The 5,282-nt window shown below is 56.3% G+C and carries 2 rRNA genes; both read right to left on the reverse strand.

Annotation, left to right across the window (positions count from 1 at the left end):
* Positions 1-76: 76 nt before the first annotated feature.
* Positions 77-3,312 (reverse strand): 23S ribosomal RNA (locus HQ325_RS22215).
* 342 nt (positions 3,313-3,654) lie between these two features.
* Positions 3,655-5,173: ribosomal RNA gene (locus HQ325_RS22220) — 16S ribosomal RNA — on the reverse strand.
* The 16S and 23S rRNA genes sit together here, the layout of an rRNA operon.
* Positions 5,174-5,282: the final 109 nt, after the last annotated feature.

Raw genomic sequence — 5,282 nt, forward strand, 5'->3', positions numbered from 1 at the left:
GTGGTGCGGGTTTCAGTTATCTGCTGAACAACTCGTGTGTTGTCTCAGATACTGCACAGTGGACGCGTAGCTTCTTTGTGGTAAGTCCTCGGCCTATTAGTACCAGTCACCTGCACCCATTGCTGGGCTTCCAGTTCTGGCCTATCAACCCGGTGGTCTGCCGGGGGCCTTACCCCCTCGAGGGGGTGAGAAACCTCATCTTGGAACAGGCTTCCCGCTTAGATGCTTTCAGCGGTTATCCCTTCCGAACGTAGCTAACCAGCGGTGCTCCTGGTGGAACAACTGGCACACCAGAGGTTCGTCCGTCCCGGTCCTCTCGTACTAGGGACAGCCTTCCTCAAGTTTCTGACGCGCGCGGCGGATAGAGACCGAACTGTCTCACGACGTTCTAAACCCAGCTCGCGTGCCGCTTTAATGGGCGAACAGCCCAACCCTTGGGACCTACTCCAGCCCCAGGATGCGACGAGCCGACATCGAGGTGCCAAACCATCCCGTCGATATGGACTCTTGGGGAAGATCAGCCTGTTATCCCCGGGGTACCTTTTATCCGTTGAGCGACACCGCTTCCACTTGCCGGTGCCGGATCACTAGTCCCGACTTTCGTCCCTGCTCGACTTGTCAGTCTCACAGTCAAGCTCCCTTGTGCACTTGCACTCGACACCTGATTGCCAACCAGGCTGAGGGAACCTTTGGGCGCCTCCGTTACATTTTGGGAGGCAACCGCCCCAGTTAAACTACCCACCAGGCACTGTCCCTGAACCAGATCATGGTCCGAGGTTGAGGTATCCAATACGATCAGAGTGGTATTTCAACAACGACTCCACACACACTGGCGTGCATGCTTCACAGTCTCCCACCTATCCTACACAAACCGAACCGAACACCAATACCAAGCTGTAGTGAAGGTCCCGGGGTCTTTTCGTCCTGCCGCGCGTAACGAGCATCTTTACTCGTAATGCAATTTCGCCGAGTCTATGGTTGAGACAGCTGAGAAGTCGTTACGCCATTCGTGCAGGTCGGAACTTACCCGACAAGGAATTTCGCTACCTTAGGATGGTTATAGTTACCACCGCCGTTTACTGGGGCTTAAATTCTCAGCTTCGCTCCCGAAGGAACTAACCGGTCCTCTTAACCTTCCAGCACCGGGCAGGCGTCAGTCCGTATACATCGTCTTACGACTTCGCACGGACCTGTGTTTTTAGTAAACAGTCGCTTCTCACTGGTCTCTGCGACCCACACCAGCTCACACTGCAAGAGTGATCACCAGCAGGGGTCCCCCTTCTCCCGAAGTTACGGGGGCATTTTGCCGAGTTCCTTAACCATAGTTATCTCGATCGCCTTGGTATTCTCTACCTGATCACCTGTGTCGGTTTGGGGTACGGGCCGTGTACCAGCTCGCTAGAGGCTTTTCTCGGCAGCATAGGATCACTGAATTCGCCTCATTCGGCTATGCATCACCTCTCAGGCTTATGTGAGACCCGGATTTGCCTAGGTCTCGCCCTACAGGCTTACACCAGTGTTACCACTGACTGGCTCAGCTACCTTCCTGCGTCACCCCATCGCTTGACTACTACCAGGAAAGGTCCCGTGCATCACCACACCCGGCACCCGAAGGTGCTCCTGGTGGCTCTGGACGGTTAGTACTCCTGATTCATCATGGGCGCGGATACACGGGTACGGGAATATCAACCCGTTGTCCATCGACTACGCCTGTCGGCCTCGNGTGGCTCTGGACGGTTAGTACTCCTGATTCATCATGGGCGCGGATACACGGGTACGGGAATATCAACCCGTTGTCCATCGACTACGCCTGTCGGCCTCGCCTTAGGTCCCGACTCACCCTGGGCGGATTAACCTGGCCCAGGAACCCTTGATCATTCGGCGGACGAGTTTCTCACTCGTCTTTCGCTACTCATGCCTGCATTCTCACTCGCGTGGCCTCCACACCTGGATCACTCCGGCGCTTCCCTGGCCACACGACGCTCCCCTACCCATCCACACACCTGCCGGAACCCTCGCAAGGGAACCGGGGGCTATTGTGCGAATGCCGCGGCTTCGGCGGTGTACTTGAGCCCCGCTACATTGTCGGCGCAAAATCACTTGACCAGTGAGCTATTACGCACTCTTTCAAGGGTGGCTGCTTCTAAGCCAACCTCCTGGTTGTCTTCGCGACTTCACATCCTTTTCCACTTAGTACACGCTTAGGGGCCTTAGCCGGCGATCTGGGCTGTTTCCCTCTCGACTACGAACCTTATCGCCCGCAGTCTCACTGCCGCGCTCTCACATCCTGGCATTCGGAGTTTGGCTGATTTCGATAAGCTTGTGGGCCCTCTAGACCATCCAGTAGCTCTACCTCCAGGATGAAACACGCGACGCTGCACCTAAATGCATTTCGGGGAGAACCAGCTATCACGGAGTTTGATTGGCCTTTCACCCCTACCCACAACTCATCCCCTCAGTTTTCAACCTAAGTGGGTTCGGGCCTCCACGACGTCTTACCGTCGCTTCACCCTGGCCATGGGTAGATCACTCCGCTTCGGGTCTAGAGCATGCGACTGGAACGCCCTATTCGGACTCGCTTTCGCTACGGCTACCCCACACGGGTTAACCTCGCCACATACCACTAACTCGCAGGCTCATTCTTCAAAAGGCACGCCATCACCCCCAGTGACAAGTCACTCGAAGGCTCTGACGGATTGTAAGCGCACGGTTTCAGGTACTATTTCACTCCCCTCCCGGGGTACTTTTCACCTTTCCCTCACGGTACTAGTCCGCTATCGGTCACCAGGGAGTATTCAGGCTTATCGGGTGGTCCCGACAGATTCACAGCAGATTTCACGGGCCCGCTGCTACTTGGGCATTCATCACGACAGTCACACAGTTTTCGTCTACGGGACTCTCACCCTCTACGACAGGCCATCCCAGACCACTTCGACTAACCACATGATTTCTTACTGTCGGCCGATCCGGCAGAATCGACAAGACAAACCCCACAACCCCACACGCACAACCCCTGCCGGGTATCACATGCACATGGTTTGGCCTCTTCCGCGTTCGCTCGCCACTACTGACGGAATCACTGTTGTTTTCTCTTCCTGTGGGTACTGAGATGTTTCACTTCCCCACGTTCCCTCCACACACCCTATATATTCAGGTGCAGGTAACACGACATCACTCGTGCTGGGTTTCCCCATTCGGACACCCTCGGATCTCAGCTCGGTTGACAGCTCCCCGAGGCTTATCGCAGCCTCCTACGTCCTTCATCGGCTCCTGGTGCCAAGGCATCCACCGTACGCTCTTCATTACTTACAACAAAGATGCTCGCGTCCACTGTGCAGTTCTCAAACAACACACACACAACCCTGTTCACGCTGCTCTCAGACACCCCCGAACCAACCAGGGACCGATAGACACAACCAACATTGCGTGTATTCGTTCTTGCCTAGAAAAAACACTCGCGTGTTCTCTCAGGACCCAACAGTGCATCGATATAGAACCAGCGGAACAACACTGAGGAAGTTCGCTACTGCCGGCTCTGGTTGTCAGTGTTCCACCCATGAGCGTCCACCCGACCAACGAATGTGGTCGGCGTGGTCTCTGCGGGGGTTCCCTCCCACCTGTGTGGGTGGTACTACCCCGAGATGTGCTCCTTAGAAAGGAGGTGATCCAGCCGCACCTTCCGGTACGGCTACCTTGTTACGACTTCGTCCCAATCGCCGATCCCACCTTCGACGGCTCCCTCCCACAAGGGGTTAGGCCACCGGCTTCGGGTGTTACCGACTTTCATGACGTGACGGGCGGTGTGTACAAGGCCCGGGAACGTATTCACCGCAGCGTTGCTGATCTGCGATTACTAGCGACTCCGACTTCACGGGGTCGAGTTGCAGACCCCGATCCGAACTGAGACCGGCTTTAAGGGATTCGCTCCACCTCACGGTATCGCAGCCCTCTGTACCGGCCATTGTAGCATGTGTGAAGCCCTGGACATAAGGGGCATGATGACTTGACGTCGTCCCCACCTTCCTCCGAGTTGACCCCGGCAGTCTCCTGCGAGTCCCCGGCATTATCCGCTGGCAACACAGGACAAGGGTTGCGCTCGTTGCGGGACTTAACCCAACATCTCACGACACGAGCTGACGACAGCCATGCACCACCTGTACACCGACCACAAGGGGGGCCGTATCTCTACGGCTTTCCGGTGTATGTCAAACCCAGGTAAGGTTCTTCGCGTTGCATCGAATTAATCCACATGCTCCGCCGCTTGTGCGGGCCCCCGTCAATTCCTTTGAGTTTTAGCCTTGCGGCCGTACTCCCCAGGCGGGGCGCTTAATGCGTTAGCTACGGCACGGATCCCGTGGAAGGAAACCCACACCTAGCGCCCACCGTTTACGGCGTGGACTACCAGGGTATCTAATCCTGTTCGCTACCCACGCTTTCGCTCCTCAGCGTCAGTTATTTCCCAGAGACCCGCCTTCGCCACCGGTGTTCCTCCTGATATCTGCGCATTTCACCGCTACACCAGGAATTCCAGTCTCCCCTGAAATACTCAAGTCTGCCCGTATCGCCTGCAAGCCAACAGTTGAGCTGCTGGTTTTCACAGACGACGCGACAAACCGCCTACGAGCTCTTTACGCCCAGTAATTCCGGACAACGCTTGCACCCTACGTATTACCGCGGCTGCTGGCACGTAGTTGGCCGGTGCTTCTTCTGCAGGTACCGTCACTTGCGCTTCGTCCCTGCTGAAAGAGGTTTACAACCCGAAGGCCGTCATCCCTCACGCGGCGTCGCTGCATCAGGCTTGCGCCCATTGTGCAATATTCCCCACTGCTGCCTCCCGTAGGAGTCTGGGCCGTGTCTCAGTCCCAGTGTGGCCGGTCGCCCTCTCAGGCCGGCTACCCGTCGTCGCCTTGGTAGGCCATTACCCCACCAACAAGCTGATAGGCCGCGGGCCCATCCTGCACCGATAAATCTTTCCACCACACGGCATGCACCGCGCAGTACTATCCGGTATTAGACCCAGTTTCCCGGGCTTATCCCGAAGTGCAGGGCAGATCACCCACGTGTTACTCACCCGTTCGCCACTCGTGTACCCCGAAGGGCCTTACCGTTCGACTTGCATGTGTTAAGCACGCCGCCAGCGTTCGTCCTGAGCCAGGATCAAACTCTCCGTTGAAGACTCTTATCAACCCCCGGCTAGAAACCAAGAGCCAATGAAAACTAGAGAGCCAAATCCAGCAATAAAACTCACGCCAGCAATAACTCCATTGCTGACAAAAAAGAAC

The sequence above is a fragment of the Rhodococcus sp. BP-349 genome (assembly GCF_019835845.1).
Lineage (GTDB): Bacteria > Actinomycetota > Actinomycetes > Mycobacteriales > Mycobacteriaceae > Rhodococcoides.